The following is a 24360-nucleotide window of genomic DNA, read 5'->3' on the forward strand; positions in this document are numbered from 1 at the left end:
CTATAAGGCTTCTTATTAATCCTACAGGCGTAAGAATTGTATTGCAAAAGTCACGGTTTAGTCCTCTGTTGTATCTTCTGCAACTCCTTTAAATTAGGCCTCCAACGTTCCTGGGATAATGTGTAACACATGCACTGTGTTTGATATGAAGAATGAATACTCTTTTCATTCAATTCATAAATTTCATCTATGCGAAATGAGAGATAATAGTGGAACAGATTAATTCAAATAAAAAACATTCTGACAGAAGAAAATATTTTGCTTTATTAGCAGTGGTTTTATTTATTGCGTTTTCAGGAGCCTATGCCTATTGGTCACTGGAATTAGAAGACATGATTAGTACAGATGACGCCTATGTTACGGGGAATGCTGATCCAATTTCTGCACAAGTCTCAGGCAGTGTCACTGTCGTTAATCATAAAGATACGAACTTTGTTCGACAGGGTGACATTTTAGTTTCATTGGATAAAACTGATGCCACGATTGCACTCAATAAAGCTAAAAATAATCTGGCAAATATTGTGCGACAAACGAATAAACTATACTTACAGGATAAACAATACAGTGCCGAAGTCGCTTCAGCACGTATCCAGTATCAACAATCTTTAGAAGATTATAATCGTCGTGTGCCGCTAGCAAAGCAGGGGGTTATTTCAAAAGAAACGCTGGAGCACACCAAAGATACGTTAATAAGTAGCAAAGCGGCATTGAATGCAGCTATTCAGGCTTATAAAGCGAACAAAGCCTTAGTAATGAACACACCATTAAATCGCCAGCCACAAGTTGTTGAAGCTGCGGATGCAACCAAAGAAGCCTGGTTAGCGCTTAAGCGTACGGATATTAAGAGTCCGGTTACTGGTTATATTGCCCAGCGAAGTGTGCAGGTTGGCGAAACAGTGAGTCCTGGACAATCGTTAATGGCTGTCGTACCGGCACGTCAAATGTGGGTTAATGCCAACTTTAAAGAAACACAACTCACGGATGTACGGATTGGTCAATCGGTTAATATAATCAGCGATCTTTATGGTGAAAATGTTGTGTTTCATGGTCGGGTGACAGGGATCAATATGGGAACCGGCAATGCGTTCTCCTTATTACCTGCACAAAATGCGACGGGGAACTGGATCAAAATCGTTCAGCGTGTACCGGTTGAGGTGTCTCTGGATCCAAAAGAACTCATGGAACATCCCTTGCGCATTGGTTTATCGATGACTGCAACCATTGATACCAAGAACGAAGACATTGCCGATATGCCTGATCTGGCTTCATCCGTGACGTCCATGCCTGCTTACACCAGTAAGGCCTTAGTTATCGATACCAGTCCGATAGAAAAAGAGATTAACAACATTATTTCTCATAATGGACAACTTTAATGGCAATCACTAAATCAACTCCGGCACCATTAACCGGTGGGACGTTATGGTGCGTCACTATTGCATTGTCATTAGCGACGTTTATGCAAATGTTGGACTCCACTATTTCTAACGTCGCAATACCCACAATATCTGGCTTTCTCGGAGCATCAACGGACGAAGGCACATGGGTTATCACATCGTTTGGCGTAGCAAATGCCATTGCGATCCCTGTTACCGGCAGGCTGGCACAAAGAATAGGCGAATTAAGGTTATTTTTACTATCAGTAACCTTCTTTTCGCTGTCTTCATTAATGTGTAGTCTTTCGACTAATCTTGATGTTCTTATATTTTTTAGAGTCGTCCAGGGATTAATGGCGGGGCCGTTAATTCCATTGTCACAGAGTTTATTATTAAGGAATTATCCGCCAGAAAAAAGAACATTTGCTTTGGCGTTATGGTCAATGACCGTAATTATCGCTCCGATTTGTGGGCCGATATTGGGTGGCTATATTTGTGATAACTTTAGTTGGGGTTGGATATTTTTAATCAATGTCCCTATGGGGATTATCGTCCTGACATTATGTTTAACTTTACTTAAAGGAAGAGAAACTGAAACTTCACCGGTCAAAATGAATTTACCAGGGTTGACCCTGTTAGTGCTCGGTGTTGGTGGCTTGCAAATTATGCTTGATAAAGGGCGCGATCTGGATTGGTTTAACTCGAGTACAATCATAATATTAACAATAGTGTCAGTTATTTCTCTGATCTCTTTAGTCATTTGGGAGTCGACCTCAGAGAACCCGATTCTTGACCTCAGTTTATTCACGTCGCGTAATTTCACCATTGGTATTGTGTGTATCACATGCGCATATTTATTTTACTCTGGGGCGATTGTACTTATGCCGCAGTTACTCCAGGAAACTATGGGGTATAATGCGATATGGGCCGGGCTTGCCTATGCGCCAATCGGCATAATGCCACTATTAATATCGCCTTTAATAGGACGTTATGGCAACAAAATTGATATGCGTGCATTGGTTACATTTAGTTTTTTGATGTATGCGGTTTGCTATTACTGGCGTTCTGTGACATTTATGCCAACGATTGATTTCACAGGCATCATTTTGCCACAGTTTTTCCAGGGATTCGCCGTTGCCTGTTTCTTTTTACCCTTAACAACGATTTCGTTTTCAGGGTTGCCAGATAATAAATTTGCCAATGCCTCGAGTATGAGTAATTTTTTTCGTACCCTGTCAGGATCAGTTGGTACGTCGTTGACAATGACGTTGTGGGGACGACGCGAATCGTTACACCATAGTCAGTTGACAGCAACCATCGATCAATTTAACCCCGTGTTTAATTCATCATCACAAATTATGGATAAATACTATGGTTCGCTTTCAGGGGTTCTTAATGAAATTAATAATGAAATAACCCAGCAGTCACTTTCTATTTCTGCAAATGAGATTTTCCGTATGGCGGCTATTGCTTTTATCTTACTTACGGTATTGGTTTGGTTTGCGAAACCGCCGTTTACAGCGAAAGGTGTTGGGTGATGGTAAAAAGAGAGAGCTATAGCAGGTAAGACGGAAGAATCTTAAGCCTGCGCCATCGGCAGCATCGCTCACCCAGGGAAAGGATGGCGATGCTGCGGTGAAACGTTATTAACGGCCTTTAGCCAGATATTGCTTCATCTCTTCTTCCGGCACCATTCCACCTCCTGTCGCCCACACCAGATGAGTGGCATTACGCAGTTGTTCTGCGCTGAAACCGTGCATCTGTTGGTAACTTACTGATGCGCACACGCGCTGAGGCCCAGCCATACCCGCCAGTGCTGAAGGTTCAAGACGAATGTCTTCTTCCTGCGCCAGCCAGCCAAGCATGTCATACATGGTTTGATCGCTAAGGGTATAGAAGCCATCCAGCAGACGCTCCATTGCTCGCCCGACAAAGCCTGATGCGCGACCAACTGCAAGGCCATCCGCGGCGGTAAGGTTGTCGATACCAATATCCTGAACAGAAATCTGATCGTGTAGTCCGGTATGGACGCCTAACAGCATACAAGGAGAGTGCGTGGGTTCGGCAAAAAAGCAGTGAACATGATCGCCAAATGCCAGTTTAAGACCGAATGCGACGCCACCAGGACCACCGCCAACGCCACACGGCAGATAGACAAACAGAGGGTTACCAGCATCGACGATACGACCTTGCTTGGCAAATTGCGCTTTAAGACGCTGGCCTGCGACGGAATACCCAAGGAACAACGTGCGGGAATTCTCGTCATCAATAAAGAAACAGTTCGGGTCAGACTGCGCTGCTTTACGTCCTTCCTCGACGGCAACCCCATAATCTTGCTCATATTCCACGACCGTAACGCCATGGCTGCGCAGTTTCGCTTTTTTCCATGCCCGGGCATCAGCAGACATATGCACTGTCACCTTAAAGCCAATGCGGGCGCTCATAATGCCGATTGATAACCCCAGATTTCCGGTTGAGCCCACAGCAATGCTGTACTGGCTAAAGAACTGTTTAAACTCCGGAGAAAGCAGTTTGCTGTAGTCATTTTCAAGCGTCAGTAAACCCGCTTCCAGAGCCAGTTTTTCTGCATGTGCCAGGACTTCATAAATCCCGCCGCGTGCTTTTATGGAGCCGGAAATGGGCAAATGGCTATCTTTTTTCAGTAACAGTTGCCCACTGATCGGTTGCTGATATTCCTTTTCCAGCCGTTTTTGCATAGCCGGAATGGCAACCAGTTCTGATTCAATAATCCCTCCAGTGGCAGCAGTTTCAGAAAATGCTTTTGCCAGATAGGGGGCAAAACGAGATAAGCGCGCATGGGCGTCCTGAACATCCTGTTCGGTCAGGCCAACATAAGGTAAACCTTCAGCCAATGAGGTCGTGCCAGGATTGAACCAGGTGGTTTCTTTAAGAGCAACCAGATCCTTTACCAACGGATACTGGGCGATGAGCGAGTTCATTTTAGCGTTTTCCATAGTATGTCTCTTTGCGCTTCGATGATAAATGACAGCAGGAATGTGCCTGCCAGAGCGACGACTGAAGCGATAAATGTCGCTGTCGTATAGTATTTAAATGTTTCATTGAGCGTAGCGCCGCAATATTGCTTCACCAGCCAGAAAAGCGAGTCCGTAACGATCGTGCAGCCAATCGCAATAATTTCCGGGCTGATGTCTGGTTACAGCCACAGCACAATGATCCATATTTATATTTTTTCTCCGGGTGGGTGATGCCAGTCGGCATGTTTTACCTACTTGTCTGCATGGTGACTCGTTGGCGAGAACAGAGGCGGAATTGGTTACAATTGTCCGGGAATTCTTGTTATTTTTTACTGTATTGTCGTGTCGGGTGATAGGACGTTGAGAATATCGCTGGATCTCGCCAGTGACGTCTGTTTCTGCTACAGTGCCCGTTTTACGGCAAACGGCTTGGGTATGGCTTCATTAAAGGATGTCGCACGCCTGGCGGGAGTGTCGATGATGACTGTCTCCCGGGTGATGCATAATGCAGAATCTGTGCGTCCTGCAACGCGTGACCGCGTATTGCAGGCAATCCAAACCCTGAATTATGTTCCTGATCTTTCCGCTCGTAAGATGCGCGCTCAGGGACGTAAGCCGTCGACTCTCGCCGTGCTGGCGCAGGATACTGCTACCACTCCTTTCTCTGTTGATATTCTGCTTGCCATTGAACAAACCGCCAGCGAGTTTGGCTGGAATAGTTTTTTAATCAATATTTTTTCTGAAGATGACGCTGCCCGCGCGGCACGTCAGCTGCTTGCCCTCCGTCCGGATGGCATTATCTATACTACAATGGGACTGAGGCATATCACGCTGCCTGAGTCTCTGCATGGTGAAAATATTGTATTGGCGAACTGTGTGGCGGATGACCCAGCGTTACCCAGTTATATCCCTGATGATTACACTGCCCAATATGAAGCAACACAGCATTTGCTCGCGGCAGGCTATCGTCAACCGTTATGCTTCTGGCTACCGGAAGGTGCGTTGGCAACAGGGTATCGTCGGCAGGGATTTGAGCAGGCCTGGCGTGATGCTGGACGAGATCTGGCTGAGGTGAAACAATTTCACATGGTCATAGGTGATGATCACTACACCGATCTCGCAAGTATACTCAATGCCCACTTCCCGTCTGGAAAACCAGATTTTGATGTTCTGATTTGTGGTAACGATCGCGCAGCCTTTGTTGCTTATCAGGTTCTTCTGGCGAAGGGGGTACGTATCCCGCAGGATGTCGCCGTAATGGGCTTTGATAATCTGGTTGGCGTCGGGCATCTGTTTTTACCGCCGCTGACCACAATTCAGCTTCCACATGACATTATCGGGCGGGAAGCTGCATTGCATATTATTGAAGGTCGTGAAGGGGGAAGGGTAACGCAGATCCCTTGCCCGCTGTTGATCCGTTGTTCCACCTGATATTATGTTACCCCAGTTGCCAGAGTGCTCCATGTTGCAGCACGGCCACTCCGTGGGCGGCATAGAGCGACAGTTCCCGTTCTTCTGGCTGCGGATAGATTCGGCTACTCATCACAGCTTCCCCGTCGTTAATAAATACTTCCACGGATGATGTATCGATAAATATCCTTAGGGCGAGCGTGTCACGCTGCGGGAGGGGAATACTACGGTAACCATCTAAATTCTCGTGTGGGTAATACCGCCACAAAACAAGTCGCTCAGATTGGTTATCAATATACAGCCGCATTCCCGTGCCGAGCTGTAATCCGTAATGTTCGGCATCGCTGTTCTTCAGAGCCCAGTGCAACTGAATCTCAACCGCTTGCACGTTTTCCTGCAAAACATATTTGTTGCTGATTGTGTGGGGAGAGATTGATTGATGCTGCTGGCGTAACGACTCAGCTTCGTGTACCGGGCGTTGTTGGAGTTTGCCATTGCTCTCTGATAGCTCGCGCGCCAGTGTCATGCAGCCTGCCCAGCCTTCACGTTTTGAGGGCATTGGCGATTCCCACATATCCATCCATCCGATAACAATACGCCGACCATCCTTCGCTAAAAAGCTTTGTGGTGCATAAAAGTCATGCCCATTATCAAGTTCAGTAAAATGCCCGGATTGTGCAAAAAGTCGTCCTGGCGACCATATTCCGGGTATTACACCACTTTGAAAGCGATTTCGATAATTGTATCCCTCGGCATTTATTCCCTGCGGGGAAAACATCAGATAATGTTGATCGCCAAGGCTGAAAAAGTCCGGACATTCCCACATATAGCTTTCACCCGCATCAGCGTGGGCCAGTACGCGATCGAAAGTCCATTCACGCAATGAACTACCGCGATAAAGCAGGATCTGTCCCGTGTTGCCTGGGTCTTTCGCCCCGACTACCATCCACCAGGTGTCGGCTTCACGCCACACTTTAGGATCGCGGAAGTGCATGATTCCTTCTGGTGGAGTGAGGATCACACCTTGTTTCTCGAAATGAATACCATCCCGGCTGGTAGCCAGACATTGTACTTCACGAATTGCATCGTCATTACCTGCACCATCGAGCCAGACGTGGCCGGTGTAGATAAGTGAGAGGACACCATTGTCATCAACAGCACTACCTGAAAAACACCCGTCTTTGTCATTCTCGTCTCCTGGCGCTAGCGCAATAGGCTCGTGCTGCCAGTGGATCATATCGTCGCTGGTGGCATGTCCCCAGTGCATTGGCCCCCAGTGTTCGCTCATCGGGTGATGCTGATAAAACGCGTGATAACGATTGTTAAACCAGATCAGGCCGTTTGGATCGTTCATCCACCCGGCTGGAGGCGCGAGGTGAAAATGGGGATAAAAAGTATTCCCCCGGCGCTCGTGAAGTTTTGCTAGTGCGTTTTGCGCCGCATGCAATCGAGATTGCGTCATTTTAATCATCCTGGTTAAGCAAATTTGGTGAATTGTTAACGTTAACTTTTATAAAAATAAAGCCCCTTATCTTTATAAATGTGATTAATATCACAAATGTTAACGTTAACTATGACGTTTTGTGATCGAATGTGCATGTTTTAGTAAATCCATGACGATTTTGCGAAAAAGAGGTTTATCACTATGCGTAAGTCAGATGAATTTGAGGGAAAAAAATGTCAGCCAAAGTATGGGTTTTAGGGGATGCGGTTGTCGATCTCTTGCCTGAATCAGACGGGCGCCTACTGTCTTGTCCTGGCGGCGCGCCAGCTAACGTTGCGGTGGGAATCGCCAGATTAGGCGGAATAAGTGGGTTTATAGGCCGGGTGGGTGATGATCCTTTTGGCGCGTTAATGCAAAGAACGCTGCTAACGGAGGGAGTCGATATCACGTATCTGAAGCAGGATGAATGGCACCGAACATCCACGGTGCTTGTCGATCTGAACGATCAGGGGGAACGTTCATTTACGTTTATGGTCCGCCCTAGTGCCGATCTTTTTTTAGAGACGACTGACTTGCCCTTCTGGCGACATGGCGAATGGTTACATCTCTGTTCTATTGCGTTGTCTGCTGAACCTTCGCGTACCAGCGCATTTACTGCGATGACGGCGATCCGGCATGCCGGAGGTTTTGTCAGCTTCGATCCCAATATTCGTGAAGATCTGTGGCAAGACGAGCATTTGCTCCGCTTGTGTTTGCGACAGGCGCTACAACTGGCGGATGTCGTCAAGCTCTCGGAAGAAGAATGGCGACTTATCAGCGGAAAAACACAGAACGATCGGGATATATGTGCTCTGGCAAAAGAGTATGAGATCGCCATGCTGTTGGTGACTAAAGGTGCAGAAGGGGTGGTGGTCTGTTATCGAGGACAAGTTCACCATTTTGCTGGAATGTCTGTGAATTGTGTCGATAGCACGGGGGCGGGAGATGCGTTCGTTGCCGGGTTACTCACAGGTCTTTCCTCTACGGGATTAGAGACCGATGAGAGAGAAATGCGACGAATTATCGATCTCGCTCAACGTTGCGGAGCGCTTGCAGTAACGGCGAAAGGGGCAATGACAGCGCTGCCATGTCGACAAGATCTGGAATAGTGAGAAATAAACGGCGAGGCCGTTCTTGTCTCTGAATAGGACGTGAATATTTTAACGACAGGCAGGTAATTATGGCACTGAATATACCATTCAGAAATGTGTACTATCGTTTTGCATCCAGTTACTCATTTCTCTTTTTTATTTCCTGGTCGCTGTGGTGGTCGTTATACGCTATTTGGCTGAAAGGACATCTAGGGTTGACTGGGACGGAATTAGGTACACTTTATTCGGTCAACCAGTTTACCAGCATTCTATTTATGATGGTCTACGGCATCGTCCAGGATAAACTCGGTCTGAAGAAACCGCTTATCTGGTGTATGAGTTTCATCCTGGTCTTGACCGGACCGTTTATGATTTACGTTTATGAACCGTTACTGCAAAGCAATTTTTCTGTAGGTCTAATTTTGGGGGCGCTCTTTTTTGGCTTGGGGTATCTGGCGGGCTGCGGTCTGCTTGATAGCTTCACCGAAAAAATGGCACGAAATTTTCATTTCGAATATGGAACAGCGCGCGCCTGGGGATCTTTTGGCTATGCGATTGGCGCGTTTTTTGCTGGCATATTTTTCAGTATCAGTCCCCATATCAACTTCTGGTTGGTTTCGCTATTTGGCGCTGTATTTATGATGATCAACATGCGTTTTAAATATCAGGATCAGCAGTGCGTAGCGGCAGATGCGGGAGGGGTAAAAAAAGAGGATTTTATTGCAGTTTTCAAGGATCGAAACTTCTGGATTTTCGTCATATTTATTGTGGGGACGTGGTCTTTCTATAACATTTTTGATCAACAGCTCTTTCCTGTTTTTTATGCAGGTTTATTCGAATCACACGATGTAGGAACGCGCCTGTATGGTTATCTCAACTCATTCCAGGTTGTACTCGAAGCGCTGTGCATGGCCATTATTCCTTTCTTTGTTAATCGGGTAGGGCCAAAAAATGCATTACTTATCGGTGTTGTGATTATGGCGTTGCGTATTCTTTCCTGCGCACTGTTCGTTAATCCCTGGATTATTTCATTAGTGAAGCTGTTACATGCCATTGAGGTTCCACTGTGTGTCATTTCCGTCTTCAAATACAGCGTGGCAAACTTTGATAAGCGCCTGTCGTCGACGATCTTTCTGATTGGTTTTCAAATTGCCAGTTCGTTGGGGATTGTGTTGCTTTCAACGCCGACTGGAATACTCTTTGACCATGCAGGTTACCAGACGGTTTTCTTCGTAATTTCGGGTATTGTCTGCCTGATGTTGTTATTTGGCATTTTCTTCCTGAGTAAAAAACGTGAGCAAATGGTGATGGAAACGCCTGTACCTTCTGCAATATAGACGTAAACTCTTTCCGGTTGTTGTCGATAGCCCTATATCCCTCAACCGGAAAATAATAATACCAAAATGCTTAGCGCGGCTAATAATCGCCTAATCCAAACGCCTCATTCATGTTCTGGAACAGTCGCTCAAATGTACTCAGGATACGCGGTTCGCTGATTTCCAGGAAATTGTCGTAATTCAGCGACCTGTCCCGTGTATCACGGGCCTGCTAATCCATCAAGGAATGCATTGCGGAGTGAAGTATCGAGTCAAGCCAGATTTCGCGATCAGGATTCTGTGTGATGATTACATTGCCAGGCCCGGGGCTGTTTAGTCATCGCCGCACAGTGCTGAGATTTCAACCTGTTGCAGGGAAAATGAGTAGATTTAGGGCAAGTGTGCTGCCAAACCCAACTTTTACGCGGGGAAGGTAGATTTCGTTGGAAGGATAAATGGTGTCCCTGCAGACATCTACTTGAGGCGGCAGGGGATTGATTGGAATGGTGTTTTTTAGATGTGAGAAATATTTTACCCGCTATTTTACCCATTGGCGCGGCTTAAGAGCTTATTTTTGAATTCACAATGGTCACGATATAACCATCTTGCTCGCCCGTGGATAACTTTGGCTTTTGGCAGGTCGCCGGACTTAATCCGGTCATAGATGAAGGTTTTACCGAAGCCAGTATCGGCCATGATGAATTTCAAATCAACCAGTGAATCAGGTTGTAGTTCGTGTTGCATGAGTGCTATCTCCGAATAGGGAATCGAACCTGCAAATCAGGCAATAAAAAACCGCATTGATGCGGCAATGGTAGGTCTGGATATCTTGAGAAATGAACGGGCCTCATCGAGTGTGAGGCTGTGGTTAGTCCTTGCGTAACTCGCTAATTCTTCTGTAAGTCTCTGGTGCTTTGTTTCCGTGTATCTTCATTTCAGACTTCAACAGAGCAACGAGAGAATCCCATTCGTTGAGGATGCCTTTGAATGCCGGAACGCGCTTTGCAACCTTGTCGAATGAATCCCTGATTTCTGGAATCTGCTCGACAAGCGCAACGCATCGTCGGAAATCGGCTGCGTCATGTGGAGCACCGAAGCTATGACCATAGATATTCTTTTTCAGTCCACATGCGATTGAGGCAAGAGTTGCGCTACTGATGCCAACATCGCCAGTCGATTGCCATTTCAAAACCTTCATAGCCAAATCTGACATTTCTTGTCTCCAATAAAAAAACCGCCATCAGGCGGCTTGGTGTTCTTTCAGTTCTTCAATTCGAATATTGGTTATGTCTGCATGTGCTATCTGCGCCCATATTATCCAGTGGTCATAGCAGTCGTTGATGTTCTCTGCTTCGATAACCCTGTTGAATGGCTCTCCATTCCATTCTCCTGTGACTCGGAAGTGCATTTATCATCTCCATAAAACAAAACTCGCCGTAGCGAGTTCAGATAAAAGAAATCCCCGCGAGGGCGGGGATGTTAAGTCGGTGGGGGTACAGTATGGATATCGAAAATTATTGCGCGATTCTCATTACTCCCCTGGGAAAACATTATCTGGCAAGCATACGTTGTTGATGCTGTTTCACAACACGTAAACGTAAGCTGTCATAGGCCCAATTGTAGAACATGGTATATGGTAGAAAGAAAAGGAAGAATCCTATCTCTAGTGTAAAAGCCTGTAACAGACTGACGCTCAGAATCCAGGACACCATAATGACGCCGATCGCGATAAATCCACTTTCAAAGCCCAAAGCATGGAATGCACGAACTTTTGCAGTTCGTTTTACCTGATGAGCAGGCCAGTAGCGATCAAATAGCATGTTATAGATGATATTCCAGATCATTGCAGTTGAAGCCAACAAGATAGTCATCCCGCCCATTTCGAGTATAGTTCGCTGCATTAACCATGCTGTGGTGGGGGCCAGAATCGCAGTGGCAATTCCTTCAAAGCAAATAGCGTGAAAAATACGCTCAAGTAACGATCTGTGTTGAATCGCATTATGTTGCATAACTTACCTTTCTTACAGTTTCGACCGCGTTATGGAGTTGTGAGATTTTTATCGATTTATGTGATATATAAAAGATAGATACCATCGAAAAAATTGATAGATTATGCGTTACTCACTTGAAGCGTTAAGTACATTTGTTGAAGTGGTTTCCTGTGGCTCCTTTTCTGCTGCGGCACGAAGATTACGTAAAAGTCAGTCCGCAGTCAGTACGTCAATTGCCAATCTTGAGGTCGATCTTGGTATATCATTATTCGATCGCTCTTCGCGAGAACCTGTGCTGACAGAGGAAGGAAAGAAAGTATTGAGTTACGTTCATGCGATTTTATCAGCCAGTGAACGTCTTGAGGAGGTGGCGGTTTCGCTTGCCGGAGAGACTGAAGCTCGTCTGACGTTTGTGCTTTCCGATACCCTACACCCTGACTTATTAGAAGACATCATGGTGCAGTTTGATAGTCAGTTTCCACATACTGAGTTAGAGGTTTTAATTGGTGAGGATGTCGATGTCATCGATCTTTTGCAAAAAGAACGAGCGCAGATCGGCTTAATTGAGTCTCGGGAACACTACCCCACCGATATTGGCTCAACCCGTTTACCGATGCAAGCGTGGATGGGCATTTATGTTTCGGCGTCACATCCACTGTCTGCAGAAAAAACAATCCAGCGGGAACAACTTCATTCATGGCGAGAACTTCGTCTTAATACTTATATCGATAACCGGGAGATGATTGCCCGTGGACCGGTTTGGTCTGCACCTAACTATTTGTTGTTACTCAGTATGGCCGTACAGGGATTTGGCTGGTGCTCTCTGCCCTGTGCTCTGGTTGAGGAGTTTGCAACAGAAAAACCGCTGGTTCAGCTCGACGTACCTGGCTGGCCAAAGGCAATTTCTATCGATCTGCTTTGGAATAAAAAATCGCCACCAGGCGCGGCTGGAAATTGGCTTAAGCATCATTTACAGCATATCAATGCCCCAAATAGTCGAACTTAGATTAGTTAAAATATGGAATCCTGAAATAATCTCTGTTGATATGTGGAGCCATCTTCCAGGCTCCCACCTAAATCATGTTAGCAGTTCCATTTTTTTGATGATTTCCGCATGAGCATCATCGTTATCCCCAGCGACAAATTGAATACAAAACCAGTGCTACCGCCATTGCAATTCCTACCGTTGCGAATGCTTCAGGCCAGCTCATTGATTCACCTCCTGCGGCGGTTCTGGTAGTGGTATCCAGAACAAGGCGTTCCCTAACCACGATAAAGTGCCGTCGCTCAACTCCACGTATTCCCCTTGCACCCGTCCTGCCATATACTCACCGTGCTTTGAATAAATTAAAATCCAATCATCTTGAGCGGGCATTCGCTCACTACAGCTTATCCAACCACCCGGAGTTACCGGAGAGTTGCCGCGTTCTTTAATGTGCAAGCGAGGCTCACCATCTTTTGGTTCAGGCCACTGGCGCTCCATGTTGATCTTCAATTTATCTTCCTGTAGTGGCTCGCTCCATTGCACCGCGATCTTCAAATCTGCGGATTACTTCCAGCAGTTGCATCGGCTCAATATCCTGAATTTCAAGGCCGCCGATGATAGGTAAAATGTCGTCATCAAACATTTTTGCAAGTTCAGTCGCATACCCTACTGACCATACTTGCTTCTTGTGCTCGTACCATTCCTTGTAAATCGCACTAAAGGAATTGTTGTTAGACGAAGCCTTTTTCGCCTTTACCGGATCGATGCCAACCGAGATGTCTTTCCTCGCAGTCCATGCCTTATCCCTTGCCTCCTGCAAAGTCATTAGCGGATATTTTCCTACGGTCAGGATTTTCTCCTTACCGTCAATCTTGTAGCGAAGCTGCCATACCTTTTTCCCTGACACAGGGACATAAAGGTACAGGCCATTACCATCGAGAAGGCGGTATGGTTTTTCTTTCGGCCTTGCTGCTTCAATCTGCTTAACGGTGAGCATGGGTAAAAATCCGGTGGGTAAAATTATTTTATCCACTTTTTACCCGTCATGGTGTGCGGCTGTCAACGATCTGACGCGAACCATGCCGAACTGTGAATCTACGGAAGGCTTGATATTCAAGGGATTTTGCGGACTGGTACGGATGGGAGCGAACTGATAAATGGTGTCCCCTGCAGGAATCGAACCTGCAATTAGCCCTTAGGAGGGGCTCGTTATATCCATTTAACTAAGAGGACAATGCGGCATGAGTATACCCGCTAATGCTCAGCGGGGTAAGTACACTGCCGCTCGATTGCTTAAACCCTCGCCATTTATGCCGGGTTTTTATCATTTTTCTTAATGTTTTCCGCACGTTCTGCTTTTTGGCGTGCTTCTGCTTTGCGCTTGTTGCTCATGTCGTTACGGATCTGTGCATGACTCATTAACGCGAAGATAAAGGTGCCGCCGCAGATGTTTCCTGCCAGAGTAGGTAGCGCGAAGGGCCAGATGAAATCGCTCCAGTGCAGCGTGCCGTTAAATACCAGATAGAGGATTTCTACAGAACCGACAACGATGTGGGTGGTGTCTCCGAGGGCGATAAGCCAGGTCATTAATATAATCACTACAATCTTTGCCGCACCCGCTGCAGGAAACATCCATACCATAGTGGCGATCAGCCAGCCGGAAATGATCGCGTTGGCAAACATCTCACTGGGGGTGTTCTTCATCACATCCATGCCGATTTTTACAAATGCATCGCGAGTTTCTTCATTAAAGATAGGCATATATTCAAATGCCCACGCCGCAATACCTGTCCCGAGAATATTCCCCAGCAGCACGACGCCCCATAACCGCATAAGTAAGCCGACGTTGCTCATTGTCGGTTTTTGCATGACGGGTAGTACCGCAGTCACGGTGTTTTCGGTAAATAATTGCTGGCGGGCCATAATGACGATAATAAAGCCAAAGGTATAACCGAGATTCTCCAGCAAGAAACTGCCCGGCACGCCTTCCAGTTCGACATGAAATATCCCTTTTGCCAGTAGTGAAGCGCCCATCGACAGACCCGCCGCAATGGCTGACCACAGTAGCGCCATTGCGTCGCGTTCCAGCTCTTTTTCACCATCCTGGCGGATATGTTCATGAATTGCCATCGCCCGGGAGGGGAGTCGGTCTTCATCTATTTCTATTTTTTTGCCGCGTTCTTTTTCTTCGCTCTCAACTTCAATTTCGTCGCTGTGTTGATCAATTTTGTCGTTGTCCATGGTCTCTTCTCTTGAATTAGCACGTATAGCTAAAGCGTAGCGGCTTTTTTGCTCGCAACTGGCGGGAGTTACTCTGAAAATGTAGAAAAGGCTGCGTTTGCCTTTTTCTGTTTCTATAGAATCAAGTAGCCTACAGGGCGGCGATTACCAGGCTATGATCAAATCAGCAAATCAGGGCGTCTGGACATCAGTTGACGTGCTGTTACAATCGCCCACACCTAAACAGGCGGATACGGTATCGTTCCGTCATGGATGGCAAACTGCATAAGCCATAAAAAAACAGGGAGACATTTATGAAGCTTCGCCTGTCGGCGCTTGCTCTTGGAACTACGCTTCTGGTGGGGTGTGCGAGTTCCGGTACAGATCAGCAAGGGCGTTCTGACCCGTTAGAAGGGTTCAACCGCACCATGTACAACTTCAACTTCAATGTATTAGACCCGTATATTGTTCGACCGGTCGCAGTCGCCTGGCGTGATTATGTTCCGCAACCGGCGCGTAACGGTTTGAGCAACTTTACCGGCAACCTTGAAGAACCTGCGGTGATGGTTAACTACTTCTTGCAGGGCGACCCTTATCAGGGGATGGTCCACTTTACCCGCTTTTTCCTGAACACTATTTTGGGGATGGGCGGCTTTATTGATGTTGCGGGGATGGCGAACCCGAAACTGCAACGGACTGAACCTCACCGCTTCGGTAGTACGCTTGGTCATTATGGCGTGGGGTATGGGCCGTACGTACAATTACCGTTCTACGGAAGCTTCACGCTGCGTGATGACGGCGGTGATATGGCGGATGGTCTTTACCCGGTACTTTCCTGGCTGACCTGGCCGATGTCCGTGGGTAAATGGACGCTTGAAGGTATCGAAACCCGTGCGCAACTGCTGGATTCCGACGGCCTGCTGCGTCAGTCGTCCGACCCATACATTATGGTGCGCGAAGCGTACTTCCAGCGTCATGATTTCATCGCTAATGGCGGCGAACTCAAACCGCAGGAAAATCCGAACGCGCAAGCGATTCAGGATGAGTTAAAAGATATCGATTCTGAATAAGAAACAAATAAAAAAGGTGAGTCGCAAAACTCACCTTTTTTGTTGTTATCCATCAATTACCACAAGTAAAAGGAGACAAACCAACAATGACCCGGACGAAATTATGTAAAAATACTGATGTTCGTCACTGACTGTTTCCGATATTCAGACGTTGAAAAATCAAAAAACTGGACAAATAATTTTAATTATCATCAAAATTAACACCCAACGCAGAGAGTTGTTTAATTTCACTTTGATATTTCATCTGGCGATTTTGAAGTCTTTTTTCAACTTTATCTTCGATTTCCTTAAACTGTTTATATTCATTTTGAGAGTTGTCAACGTCAACTTCGTTAGCGAATAAAGTAGAAATTATTTCTTTTACATTATCGCGTCTAAATTTTGCATCGTCCACTTGAAAATTGTATCTTATTGCTCGACCTAAACGTTTAAAAACTTCGTTAGGTTCTCTCAGTCTTTCCCCGTTGAGCTCGTTTACAACCTGATGATCGGAACCTGTTGCGAATGATTCTGCCATGATAGCTTTACTGCTTTCAAACCACGCTGAAGCATTCCTGGCGTTTTTACTACAATATTGGGTGAGACTATCACCATTAATACGAATTCCTCTTTGAATGTGGTAGTCGTCCTGATCGTAGTAACCGAGAGATAAGTAATCATTTCCGTTTTTATTTTTAATTACAATAGCGAGAGAGTCGCCTTTTTTATCTTTACCGTACCAGGTAAATAAGTCCGTTGGTTCGCTTTTCCCGCTCTCATCAAATTTCGTTACCGTATGTCTGAGTTTGTGCGATATTTTATCGAAGATAAAACCAGGATTTCCATCATATATTTCTTTTATTGCGCTGAAGATCATTTCCTTGTTATGGATATCATGAGTATTCTCTACTACATTTTTACTGATGATGGTTTGACCGACTTTTTTGTTTTCATCGTTCGCAGGTGATTTTGTTGGTTCTTGATTATGAATACCAATAATACCATCATCAGTATATTCAGCATTATTTATATCATCATGAGTCTTCTCAACTATGTTGTCATTAATGATAGTACGGACGAGTTCTTTGTCTTTATAGTTCGCAGATAATTTTATTGGTTCTTGGTTGTTGATACCAATAGTAATATAGTCTGTATCATTGGAGCCAATATCAATATAAGTAACTGAGGAATTATTGATAATTATTCTATCAGGTTCACCGGTTCCTCGTATGGCATTTTTTATAAGCTCAAGTAGATGTTTAATACAGGTACTTATTCCTTCCTTGCCATTAAAAAGGTTTTTGAACTCTTGTACTAATCCATTAACTTCATTATTGTTATTTTCATTGGTGGATTCTGTGTAAGTAGGGCAGGTATTGTTGATTGAAACAGATGGTAGCATGATTTTATTCCACGTTGATTGATTTGTTGCAAATATATATTACCTAATAAAATAGACTATCAAAAAACGCTCATTTATTTAGAACCTATCTTTAATTTGAGTGTATGAGCGCATAATAGCCAGGGTGGTTTGAGTATCCTGGAAATTCAGAAAAGTAAACTCATTGAGAAGGGCGAGCAGAATGCCTGATAATCTGTCTTTCCCTTCAGGCCTGTCTGTGGATAACGCTTACAAATTTGCAAGGGCAAGCTGACATCAGGCTGTTTGCAAAATTGTCTTATCTCAGGAGGCAAGCAATGAGGAAACTACTTTCGGTGAAGAGAGGGAGTTAAAGTCACCTGCATAGCAGGTGACTTTAACTAAGCTAACGCGTTATCAGAACGCGTAGTTAAAGTTCGTACCGAACAGCCAGGCTTTACCTTCAGACTCGAACTGATATGGGCCTTCGTTAATTTTCACGCTCTGGCCGTGCATATAAGAAACACCAACGTCGACTGAAGCATCTTTATTAAATGCGTAAGTCGTACCTGCACTCAGCCAGAAACGGTCCTGGTCCGGAATGGAGATAGAACGATTCTGTGCCGGAACTGGGCTGTCATCGAAGGCGATACCGGTACGGAAGGTCCAGTTATCATCGTAGTAATAAGTGGTACCCAACGCGATGCGGTAAGCATCTTTAAAGCCTTCATGTTTCTGGAACAGCGTGTCGCCACTCGTTGATGTCGCTTTCAGTTGCTGGAACTGACTCCAGCTGGTGTAAGCCAGGCTATAGTGAATTGCCCACTGCGGATCAACACGGTTATAACCCGACACTTCCCACATTTCAGGCAGGTTCAGCGTCAGATAACCCGACTGCGTTGCGCCACCTGTCGCGGTAGGAATTGGCAAACCGTAGTTATTAAAAGCCGGGTTAAGATCGCTGCTGTAGTTACCCTTGAAGTCAATTTTCACTTCAGAGCGGTAGGTCAATGCGTAGCGGTTGTTTTTATCCAGTTCGTACAGGATCCCGGCGTTCCAGCCAAAGCCCCACTGGTTACCGTTCAGGTGAGCGATTTTGGTATTACTGTCGATGCCGTTGGCGGTAGCTGCTAATGCTTGCCCCTGAGGAGTCTGCCAAGCAGGAGATTGCTTAATCTGACCAGCCACCAGTTGCCCCAGATCGCCTGCAAAACGTTCAATTTTCGCACGAGCGTAGACGGCGTTGAAACCGAGACCAAAGCTCCATGCATTATTTAAGCGATATGCACCGCTTAAGTTCAGGTTCATGGTTTCAAGGTCGGTTGTACCCCCGACAGAGCCGCCTGCATAAGTATCGTTAAACTCTGTTGCCAGGCCATAGTTAGAGGTAATAGAAGCCCCCCAACCAAATTGGTCGTTAATCGGTGCAACAAAGTGCATGTTCGGAACCCATGCCGTAGGCGCGATATTATCGGCTTTCAGGCTACGACCAGACGGAGACGTTCCGCTGATATTTACGTCCGGATCTATATAAACCGCACCCGCAGAAAATGTCGGGCGGTCAAACATGGTAATCAACGCGGGGTTACGGCTGACGTTACCTGCATCATCGGCAATAGCGCCTTCCCCTGAATAAGCCCGGCCCAGGCCAGAGGAAGAAAATTCGTTTAACTGAAAGCCTGCCGACCAGGCCTGGGTGGAGATAAGTGCCACTGCGACTGCGATAGCAGACTTTGTAAACAGGGTTTTCTGGCTCATGACCATAACCTCAATGATTTATTTTTATACAAACTATGTTACGTACTGTAACAGGAGCGCGAAGTGTAGGGTCTGAGGTACATCTTAGAAATCAGACCAGTGGCGAGAGTATAGGTCGGACCAGATGGAATGTTGCAAGTATGTTTCTATATTTTTTCAAATATGATCTAAGAAACGCGATCCAGCTGGCAAAATTTGGAGGTGGCGCACTCATGGATTCGGGTGAATTTTGTTTTAGATCATTTTTAAGTGTGATTTCGGTCACTTATCCGATTTTGCAGAATTAACAACTGGAGCAGCACTTTCCGGAAGCGTAAAATATCCCCAACGTTTATCTGGCACCTTAGGTGCACATACAGAGGAAATCAACGATGAGTAAATGTAGTGCTGATGAAACCCCGGTTTGCTGCTGTATGGATGTTGGCACCATTATGGACAACTCCGACTGCACCGCGTCTTACAGCCGCGTGTTTGCAAACCGCGCAGAAGCAGAACAAACGCTGGCGGCGCTGACTGAAAAAGCCCGTAGCGTGGAATCCGAACCTTGCAAAATCACCCCGACTTTCACTGAAGAGTCTGACGGTGTGCGCCTGGATATCGATTTCACTTTTGCCTGCGAAGCTGAAATGTTGATCTTCCAGCTGGGTCTGCGTTAATTCCTCTCGGGTATATACGCCCCTGTCAGTTCATGGCGGGGGCGTTTTTATTTTCTCTTCCTCTTTTCTCTCTGTGTCATAGCTCCCACTTTCCCTTTTCTCCACTTGGCTAAATGTAAAAAAATGGTTAAGACTATGATCAGGTCAGACCACTTTATTTATTTTTTTACAGGGGAGTGTTATGGGTCAGGTTTTACCGCTGATTACCCGCCAGGGCGATCGTATCGCCATTGTTAGCGGCTTACGTACGCCTTTTGCCCGTCAGGCGACGGCTTTTCATGGCATTCCCGCTGTTGATTTGGGGAAGATGGTCGTAGGCGAATTGCTGGCACGCAGCGAGATCCCCGCCGAAGTGATTGAACAACTGGTTTTTGGTCAGGTCGTACAAATGCCTGAAGCCCCCAACATTGCGCGTGAAATTGTTCTTGGCACCGGAATGAATGTCCATACCGATGCTTACAGCGTAAGCCGCGCTTGTGCTACCAGTTTTCAGGCGGTTGCAAACGTCGCCGAAAGCCTGATGGCGGGAACTATTCGTGCGGGGATTGCCGGCGGGGCAGATTCCTCTTCCGTATTGCCCATTGGTGTTAGTAAAAAACTGGCGCGCGTGTTGGTGGATGTCAACAAAGCCCGTACGATGAGCCAACGACTGAAACTTTTTTGTCGCCTGCGTTTGCGTGACTTAATGCCCGTACCGCCTGCGGTGGCGGAGTATTCCACAGGCTTGCGGATGGGCGACACCGCCGAACAAATGGCGAAAACCTACGGTATTACTCGCGAACAGCAAGATGCGCTGGCGCACCGTTCACATCAGCGTGCTGCTCAGGCATGGTCAGAAGGTAAACTCAAAGAAGAGGTAATGACCGCCTACGTTCCTCCTTATAAACAACCGCTCGCGGAAGACAACAATATTCGCGGCAATTCCACGCTTGCTGATTACGCAAAGCTGCGTCCGGCGTTTGATCGCAAACACGGGACGGTAACGGCAGCAAACAGTACACCGCTGACCGATGGCGCAGCGGCGGTGATCCTGATGACTGAATCGCGGGCGAAAGAATTGGGCCTGGTGCCGCTAGGATATCTGCGTAGCTACGCATTTACCGCTATTGATGTCTGGCAGGACATGTTGCTCGGCCCGGCCTGGTCAACGCCGCTGGCGCTGGAACGCGCTGGATTGACGATGGCCGATCTGACATTGATTGATATGCACGAAGCTTTTGCCGCCCAGACGCTGGCCAATATTCAGTTGCTTGGCAGCGAACGTTTTGCGCGCGACGTACTGGGGCGTGCACATGCCACTGGCGAAGTGGACGATAGTAAATTTAACGTGCTTGGTGGTTCCATTGCGTACGGGCATCCCTTCGCAGCGACTGGAGCGCGGATGATTACCCAGACATTGCATGAGCTTCGCCGTCGCGGCGGTGGATTTGGCTTAGTGACCGCTTGTGCTGCTGGTGGGCTTGGTGCGGCGATGGTTCTGGAGGCGGAATAATGGAAATGGCATCAGCTTTTACTCTTAATGTTCGTCTGGACAACATTGCAGTCATCACCATCGACGTTCCCGGTGAGAAAATGAATACCCTGAAGGCGGAGTTTGCCTCGCAGGTGCGCACCATTATTAAGCAACTTCGCGAAAACAAAGAATTACGTGGAGTTGTATTTATCTCAGCGAAACCGGACAACTTTATCGCCGGAGCAGACATCAACATGATCGGCAACTGCAAAACGGCGCAAGAAGCGGAAGAGCTGGCGCGGCAGGGGCAACAGTTAATGGCGGAGATTCATGCTCTGCCTGTTCCGGTTATCGCGGCTATTCATGGCGCTTGCCTGGGGGGCGGGCTGGAACTGGCACTGGCGTGTCATGGCCGCGTTTGCAGTGACGATCCTAAAACGGTGCTTGGCTTGCCGGAAGTTCAGCTTGGATTATTGCCAGGTTCAGGCGGTACTCAGCGTTTGCCGCGCCTGATTGGCGTCAGCACCGCGCTGGAGATGATCCTCACGGGCAAGCAACTACGGGCAAAGCAGGCTTTAAAACTGGGGCTGGTGGATGATGTCGTTCCGCACTCTATTTTACTGGAATCCGCCGTTGAGTTGGCAAAGCAGGATCGACTATCTTCCCGCCCGCTACCTGTACGCGAGCGCATTCTGGCGGGGCCGCTAGGTCGTGCACTGTTGTTCAAAATGGTCGGCAAGAAAACAGAGCAGAAAACTCAGGGGAACTATCCGGCGACAAAACGCATTCTTGAAGTCATCGAAACCGGATTAGCGCAAGGCACCAGCAGCGGCTATGACGCGGAAGCCCGTGCCTTTGGTGAACTGGCGATGACGCCGCAATCGCAGGCGCTGCGCAATATCTTTTTTGCCAGTACGGAAGTGAAGAAAGATCCCGGCAGTGATGCGCCGCCTGCGCCATTAAACAGCGTGGGGATTCTCGGTGGTGGCTTGATGGGGGGCGGTATTGCTTATGTTACTGCTTGTAAAGCGGGCTTGCCGGTCAGAATTAAAGATATCAACCCGCAGGGCATAAATCATGCATTGAAGTACAGCTGGGATCAGTTGGAGGGCAAAGTGCGCCGCCGACATCTCAAAGCCAGCGAACGTGACAAACAGCTGGCATTAATTTCGGGAACAACGGATTATCGCGGCTTTGCCCATCGTGACTTAATTATTGAAGCGGTGTTTGAAAATCTCGAATTAAAACAAAAGATGGTGGCGGAAGTAGAGGGAAATTGCGCCACTCATACCATCTTCGCTTCGAATACGTCATCTTTACCAATTAGTGATATTGCCGCTCACGCCTCGCGGCCGGAGCAGGTTATCGGTCTTCATTTCTTCAGCCCGGTAGAAAAAATGCCGCTGGTGGAGATCATTCCCCATGCGGGGACATCGGCGCAAACCATCGCTACAACGGTAAAACTGGCGAAAAAACAGGGAAAAACGCCAATTGTTGTGCGTGACAAAGCCGGGTTTTATGTCAATCGCATTTTAGCGCCTTACATCAATGAAGCTATCCGCATGTTGACTGAAGGTGAACGGGTTGAGCATATCGATGCCGCACTGGTCAAGTTTGGTTTTCCGGTGGGACCAATCCAACTTTTGGATGAGGTAGGAATCGACACCGGGACTAAAATTATTCCTGTACTGGAAGCCGCTTATGGAGAACGTTTTAGCGCGCCTGCAAATGTTGTTTCTTCAATTTTGAATGACGATCGCAAAGGCAGAAAAAATGGTCGGGGTTTCTATCTTTATGGGCCGAAAGGGCGTAAAAGCAAAAAACAGGTCGATCCTGCTATTTATCCGCTGATTGGCGCGCAAGGGCAGGGGCGACTCTCCGCACCGCAGGTTGCTGAACGGTGTGTGATGATGATGCTGAATGAAGCTGTACGTTGTCTGGACGAGCAGGTTATCCGTAGCGTGCGTGACGGGGATATCGGCGCGGTATTTGGAATTGGGTTTCCGCCGTTTCTCGGTGGCCCATTTCGCTATATCGACGCTCTCGGTGCGGCAGAAGTGGTTGCAATAATGCAACGTCTGACCGCGCGGTACGGTTCTCGTTTTACCCCTTGCGATCGTTTAGTTGAGATGAGCGAACGTGGGGAAAGTTTTTGGAAAACAACTGCAACTGACCTGCAATAAGAAGGTCAAAGTTATATGAATCCGCGCTGAATGGCTGAGTGTTGGTCAAAATGTAAACGCATATTGACTATACTTACGCCATTGAGGTAAAAAACAGCGTTTCATTCGGTGAATGGATAAGGCACAATGCCGGCCACCGTCGTGTTTCTCTGGTTTCAGATGAAACACGACGGGCGAATCTGGTTAACAAAAGCGGTGCAATATGCAAGTTTTTATCATGCGTCACGGCGACGCAGCCCTCGATGCCGCCAGTGATTCGGTTCGTCCTCTGACCACTAATGGTTGTGACGAATCTCGCCTGATGGCGAACTGGCTGAAAGGTCAAAAAGTGGAAATCGAACGTGTTCTGGTGAGCCCGTTCCTGCGAGCCGAGCAAACACTGGAAGAAGTGGCGGATTGTATGGACCTGCCTTCCAGTGTGGAAGTTCTGCCTGAGCTAACGCCCTGTGGCGATGTTGGTCTGGTCAGTGCGTATCTCCAGGCACTGACCAACGAAGGTGTCGAATCGGTACTGGTTATCTCCCACTTACCATTAGTCGGGTATCTGGTTGCCGAGTTATGTCCGGGCGAAACGCCGCCTATGTTTACCACTTCAGCGATTGCCAGCGTAACACTTGATGAAAGTGGAAACGGCCAATTCAACTGGCAGATGAGCCCGTGTAATCTGAAGATGGCAAAAGCAATTTAAAAGCTCATATGCCCGGTTGCGTACGCGTATACCGGGCAAATTTTTTCTGTCCTAATTGTGAATATATTTTACATATCACGAATTTTATTATCTTTCTTGTTATTGAATATTGTAATAACACAGTGGAATAATGGTTTTGTATCTTGAATATAAATTAATTAATTTAATCAAGAATGAATCTTAGCAATAAATAAATGCAAAATCATTATAAATTCTTTTAGTGGTTTTTATATCCAATTCATTCATATCGGTTATGAAATTTTTCTTTTTTTTGATGGCGCGCATGTATTTTTATTGAAAATCGAGAGGGATATTCTGGTTGTGTATTGATTAATTAAATCTACATAA

At 46.8% G+C, this 24360-nt stretch carries 20 protein-coding genes, 1 tRNA gene and 3 pseudogenes; 11 read left to right on the top strand and 13 right to left on the bottom strand.

Going from position 1 to position 24360, the window contains the following annotated elements; genetic code table 11:
• The first annotated feature begins 209 nt into the window (after positions 1-209).
• A complete protein-coding gene (emrK, locus tag HEN33_RS20405; RefSeq protein WP_105277561.1) occupies positions 210-1373 on the top strand; it encodes a multidrug efflux MFS transporter periplasmic adaptor subunit EmrK in 1164 nt (387 codons plus the stop codon).
• Positions 1373-2911 carry a multidrug efflux MFS transporter permease subunit EmrY gene (gene emrY / locus HEN33_RS20410; protein ID WP_032184768.1) on the top strand — a complete coding sequence of 513 codons (1539 nt, stop codon included), beginning with the start codon at positions 1373-1375 and terminating at the stop codon, positions 2909-2911. Before emrK ends, emrY begins: the two co-directional genes overlap by 1 nt.
• Before the next feature lie 108 nt (positions 2912-3019).
• Here emrY and dsdA read toward each other — a convergent pair whose 3' ends face one another.
• Together dsdA and HEN33_RS20420 are read right to left on the bottom strand one after the other, a co-directional pair.
• On the bottom strand, positions 3020-4348 hold the full coding sequence (gene dsdA, locus HEN33_RS20415) for a D-serine ammonia-lyase (RefSeq protein WP_176263207.1): 1329 nt from the start codon (positions 4346-4348) through the stop codon (positions 3020-3022).
• A pseudogene (locus HEN33_RS20420) lies at positions 4330-4548 on the bottom strand (GntT/GntP/DsdX family permease); the annotation flags it as partial. The gene dsdA and the pseudogene HEN33_RS20420, both read right to left, overlap by 19 nt.
• A gap of 256 nt (positions 4549-4804) precedes the next feature.
• Between HEN33_RS20420 and HEN33_RS20425 the strand changes: the two are divergent.
• Positions 4805-5800 (top strand): LacI family DNA-binding transcriptional regulator, encoded by a 996-nt coding sequence (locus HEN33_RS20425; RefSeq protein ID WP_203219661.1) that lies wholly within the window; start codon positions 4805-4807, stop codon positions 5798-5800.
• A 7-nt stretch (positions 5801-5807) separates the two neighbouring features.
• Here HEN33_RS20425 and cscA read toward each other — a convergent pair whose 3' ends face one another.
• Positions 5808-7241, bottom strand: a complete 1434-nt coding sequence (gene cscA, locus HEN33_RS20430; RefSeq protein WP_105277558.1) for a sucrose-6-phosphate hydrolase — start codon at positions 7239-7241, stop codon at positions 5808-5810.
• Between the two features lie 215 nt (positions 7242-7456).
• Here cscA and HEN33_RS20435 point away from each other — a divergent pair, with 215 nt between their 5' ends.
• Both HEN33_RS20435 and HEN33_RS20440 read left to right on the top strand, forming a co-directional pair.
• Complete coding sequence (locus tag HEN33_RS20435) at positions 7457-8371, top strand: aminoimidazole riboside kinase (RefSeq protein WP_105277557.1); 915 nt, start codon at positions 7457-7459, stop codon at positions 8369-8371.
• A gap of 71 nt (positions 8372-8442) precedes the next feature.
• Positions 8443-9690 carry an oligosaccharide MFS transporter gene (locus HEN33_RS20440; RefSeq protein WP_001197033.1) on the top strand — a complete coding sequence of 416 codons (1248 nt, stop codon included), beginning with the start codon at positions 8443-8445 and terminating at the stop codon, positions 9688-9690.
• Positions 9691-10212: 522 nt separating this feature from the next.
• Here HEN33_RS20440 and torI read toward each other — a convergent pair.
• The 4 genes from torI to HEN33_RS20460 form a co-directional block, all read right to left on the bottom strand.
• The gene (gene torI, locus HEN33_RS20445; protein ID WP_001163428.1) at positions 10213-10413 is read right to left on the bottom strand and encodes a response regulator inhibitor TorI; all 201 of its coding nucleotides are present in this window, start codon (positions 10411-10413) and stop codon (positions 10213-10215) included.
• 124 nt (positions 10414-10537) lie between these two features.
• The gene (locus HEN33_RS20450; RefSeq protein ID WP_001281200.1) at positions 10538-10882 is read right to left on the bottom strand and encodes a hypothetical protein; all 345 of its coding nucleotides are present in this window, start codon (positions 10880-10882) and stop codon (positions 10538-10540) included.
• 27 nt (positions 10883-10909) lie between these two features.
• Positions 10910-11077, bottom strand: coding sequence for a hypothetical protein (locus HEN33_RS20455; RefSeq protein WP_000545725.1), 168 nt, complete (start codon positions 11075-11077; stop codon positions 10910-10912).
• A gap of 142 nt (positions 11078-11219) precedes the next feature.
• Entirely contained in the window at positions 11220-11678 is a 459-nt protein-coding gene (locus tag HEN33_RS20460; protein WP_103253410.1) for a multidrug/biocide efflux PACE transporter, read from the bottom strand.
• 103 nt (positions 11679-11781) lie between these two features.
• Between HEN33_RS20460 and HEN33_RS20465 the strand changes: the two genes are divergently transcribed.
• Positions 11782-12666: a LysR family transcriptional regulator gene (locus HEN33_RS20465; RefSeq protein WP_105272112.1), complete on the top strand. Its 885-nt coding sequence runs from the start codon at positions 11782-11784 to the stop codon at positions 12664-12666.
• Between the two features lie 201 nt (positions 12667-12867).
• Here HEN33_RS20465 and HEN33_RS20470 read toward each other — a convergent pair.
• The 4 genes and pseudogenes from HEN33_RS20470 to HEN33_RS20485 form a co-directional block, all read right to left on the bottom strand.
• A pseudogene (locus HEN33_RS20470) lies at positions 12868-13164 on the bottom strand (dATP/dGTP pyrophosphohydrolase domain-containing protein); the annotation flags it as partial.
• Positions 13160-13642: pseudogene (intS, locus tag HEN33_RS20475) on the bottom strand (prophage integrase IntS); the annotation flags it as partial. The pseudogenes intS and HEN33_RS20470, both read right to left, overlap by 5 nt.
• A 161-nt stretch (positions 13643-13803) precedes the next feature.
• Positions 13804-13878: transfer RNA gene (locus tag HEN33_RS20480), tRNA-Arg, on the bottom strand.
• Positions 13879-13953: 75 nt separating this feature from the next.
• Positions 13954-14886: a formate/nitrite transporter family protein gene (locus HEN33_RS20485; RefSeq protein ID WP_000368131.1), complete on the bottom strand. Its 933-nt coding sequence runs from the start codon at positions 14884-14886 to the stop codon at positions 13954-13956.
• Positions 14887-15179: 293 nt separating this feature from the next.
• On the opposite strand from HEN33_RS20485, the gene mlaA reads away from it, so the two are divergent.
• Entirely contained in the window at positions 15180-15935 is a 756-nt protein-coding gene (mlaA, locus tag HEN33_RS20490; protein ID WP_000776770.1) for a phospholipid-binding lipoprotein MlaA, read from the top strand.
• Positions 15936-16116: 181 nt separating this feature from the next.
• Here mlaA and HEN33_RS20495 read toward each other — a convergent pair whose 3' ends face one another.
• The gene (locus HEN33_RS20495) at positions 16117-17316 is read right to left on the bottom strand and encodes a hypothetical protein (RefSeq protein WP_183083457.1); all 1200 of its coding nucleotides are present in this window, start codon (positions 17314-17316) and stop codon (positions 16117-16119) included.
• 375 nt (positions 17317-17691) lie between these two features.
• Positions 17692-19032: a long-chain fatty acid transporter FadL gene (gene fadL / locus HEN33_RS20500; RefSeq protein WP_004017164.1), complete on the bottom strand. Its 1341-nt coding sequence runs from the start codon at positions 19030-19032 to the stop codon at positions 17692-17694.
• A gap of 371 nt (positions 19033-19403) precedes the next feature.
• On the opposite strand from fadL, the gene HEN33_RS20505 reads away from it, so the two are divergent.
• From HEN33_RS20505 to sixA, 4 genes are all read left to right on the top strand, one after another.
• Positions 19404-19688, top strand: a complete 285-nt coding sequence (locus HEN33_RS20505; protein ID WP_001296261.1) for a YfcZ/YiiS family protein — start codon at positions 19404-19406, stop codon at positions 19686-19688.
• 181 nt (positions 19689-19869) lie between these two features.
• On the top strand, positions 19870-21180 hold the full coding sequence (gene fadI, locus HEN33_RS20510; RefSeq protein ID WP_105287746.1) for an acetyl-CoA C-acyltransferase FadI: 1311 nt from the start codon (positions 19870-19872) through the stop codon (positions 21178-21180).
• Positions 21180-23324: a fatty acid oxidation complex subunit alpha FadJ gene (gene fadJ / locus HEN33_RS20515; RefSeq protein WP_176262619.1), complete on the top strand. Its 2145-nt coding sequence runs from the start codon at positions 21180-21182 to the stop codon at positions 23322-23324. The genes fadI and fadJ overlap by 1 nt, the downstream gene beginning before the upstream one ends.
• Positions 23325-23526: 202 nt before the next feature.
• On the top strand, positions 23527-24012 hold the full coding sequence (gene sixA, locus HEN33_RS20520) for a phosphohistidine phosphatase SixA (RefSeq protein ID WP_001195813.1): 486 nt from the start codon (positions 23527-23529) through the stop codon (positions 24010-24012).
• The last annotated feature ends 348 nt before the right edge of the window (positions 24013-24360 follow it).

Origin of the sequence: Escherichia sp. 94.0001, from assembly GCF_013369155.2 — a bacterium.
GTDB lineage: Bacteria > Pseudomonadota > Gammaproteobacteria > Enterobacterales > Enterobacteriaceae > Escherichia > Escherichia coli_F.

Coding starts and splice junctions, on each gene's coding strand:
- emrY (WP_032184768.1), top strand. CDS start 1,373: ATGGCAATCACTAAATCAACTCCGGCACCATTAACCGGTGGGACGTTA.
- dsdA (WP_176263207.1), bottom strand. CDS start 4,348: ATGGAAAACGCTAAAATGAACTCGCTCATCGCCCAGTATCCGTTGGTA.
- HEN33_RS20425 (WP_203219661.1), top strand. CDS start 4,805: ATGGCTTCATTAAAGGATGTCGCACGCCTGGCGGGAGTGTCGATGATG.
- cscA (WP_105277558.1), bottom strand. CDS start 7,241: ATGACGCAATCTCGATTGCATGCGGCGCAAAACGCACTAGCAAAACTT.
- HEN33_RS20435 (WP_105277557.1), top strand. CDS start 7,457: ATGTCAGCCAAAGTATGGGTTTTAGGGGATGCGGTTGTCGATCTCTTG.
- HEN33_RS20440 (WP_001197033.1), top strand. CDS start 8,443: ATGGCACTGAATATACCATTCAGAAATGTGTACTATCGTTTTGCATCC.
- torI (WP_001163428.1), bottom strand. CDS start 10,413: ATGCAACACGAACTACAACCTGATTCACTGGTTGATTTGAAATTCATC.
- HEN33_RS20450 (WP_001281200.1), bottom strand. CDS start 10,882: ATGTCAGATTTGGCTATGAAGGTTTTGAAATGGCAATCGACTGGCGAT.
- HEN33_RS20455 (WP_000545725.1), bottom strand. CDS start 11,077: ATGCACTTCCGAGTCACAGGAGAATGGAATGGAGAGCCATTCAACAGG.
- HEN33_RS20460 (WP_103253410.1), bottom strand. CDS start 11,678: ATGCAACATAATGCGATTCAACACAGATCGTTACTTGAGCGTATTTTT.
- HEN33_RS20465 (WP_105272112.1), top strand. CDS start 11,782: ATGCGTTACTCACTTGAAGCGTTAAGTACATTTGTTGAAGTGGTTTCC.
- HEN33_RS20485 (WP_000368131.1), bottom strand. CDS start 14,886: ATGGACAACGACAAAATTGATCAACACAGCGACGAAATTGAAGTTGAG.
- mlaA (WP_000776770.1), top strand. CDS start 15,180: ATGAAGCTTCGCCTGTCGGCGCTTGCTCTTGGAACTACGCTTCTGGTG.
- HEN33_RS20495 (WP_183083457.1), bottom strand. CDS start 17,316: ATGCTACCATCTGTTTCAATCAACAATACCTGCCCTACTTACACAGAA.
- fadL (WP_004017164.1), bottom strand. CDS start 19,032: ATGAGCCAGAAAACCCTGTTTACAAAGTCTGCTATCGCAGTCGCAGTG.
- HEN33_RS20505 (WP_001296261.1), top strand. CDS start 19,404: ATGAGTAAATGTAGTGCTGATGAAACCCCGGTTTGCTGCTGTATGGAT.
- fadI (WP_105287746.1), top strand. CDS start 19,870: ATGGGTCAGGTTTTACCGCTGATTACCCGCCAGGGCGATCGTATCGCC.
- fadJ (WP_176262619.1), top strand. CDS start 21,180: ATGGAAATGGCATCAGCTTTTACTCTTAATGTTCGTCTGGACAACATT.
- sixA (WP_001195813.1), top strand. CDS start 23,527: ATGCAAGTTTTTATCATGCGTCACGGCGACGCAGCCCTCGATGCCGCC.